The organism is Megasphaera massiliensis (assembly GCF_000455225.1).
In the GTDB taxonomy this organism is placed as follows: Bacteria; Bacillota; Negativicutes; order Veillonellales; family Megasphaeraceae; genus Megasphaera; species Megasphaera massiliensis.
In genome coordinates this window covers 1-669 of sequence record NZ_HF954549.1, presented here as the reverse complement: position 1 = coordinate 669, position 669 = coordinate 1, and the positions used below count along the sequence as shown (strand labels likewise).

At 49.8% G+C, this 669-nt stretch carries 2 protein-coding genes; one reads left to right on the top strand and one right to left on the bottom strand.

The window, feature by feature from the left end; genetic code table 11:
• Positions 1 to 208 (top strand): DeoR/GlpR family DNA-binding transcription regulator (locus TX77_RS13305; protein ID WP_154862492.1); only part of this gene is annotated, 208 nt, incomplete at its 5' end.
• Between the two features lie 243 nt (positions 209 to 451).
• Here TX77_RS13305 and TX77_RS14180 read toward each other — a convergent pair.
• Positions 452 to 669: hypothetical protein (locus TX77_RS14180; protein WP_044505087.1), on the bottom strand; the 218-nt coding region annotated here is incomplete at its 5' end.

Sequence of the window (669 nt, the reverse complement as noted above, 5' to 3'; positions counted from 1 at the left end):
AGAGGCACAAATTGCGAAGGCGCTAATCAAGCGCTCGCATGTGACTTACGCCGTCTTTGATCAGACGAAGATCGGCAAGGTGTCGCTGTTCTCCATTGCAGGACTCTCGGAGCTGCAGGCATTCATTACCGATGTGCCGATTGGTCCGGAGCTTCAGGAGGCGGCTCGGCAGCACGAGATTAGCCTTTATGTAGCGGACGAGCAATAGAAAATTAATAAGGCAGTGGCCGGGTGTCCCTTTGAGGATGCCGGCCACTGCCTTATTTTTGTGGAACGGGTATGATTGTGAGTTGCATGCTATTGTGAATTATGAACTTTAAGCTGTTGTATACTGGAAGCAGTTGCGCGCGGATATTATTCTAAATCGTACGCGCTTTGAAAAGCTGGATTTTGCGTACGCGCTGGAGCAGCCAATAGACGCCATAGCTTTGCAAAATGATAAAAGCGGGCATTATATCGAGCCGTACCGGGCTTGAATTTCAATTGCCAAATGAATGGCTGCATAACCTAGCAGAAGCACGAGAAATAGCGTCGATCGGGAAACGGTCCTCCTTCTCAGCAGTGCAATGAGCGCGAGAACACCAAATAGGCTCATTACAGCGTAGGAGGCTCCTTCAATACGCTCTGCACTAACTTGGATAGCAGGCAGATTCATTTCCCCCAGGCTCC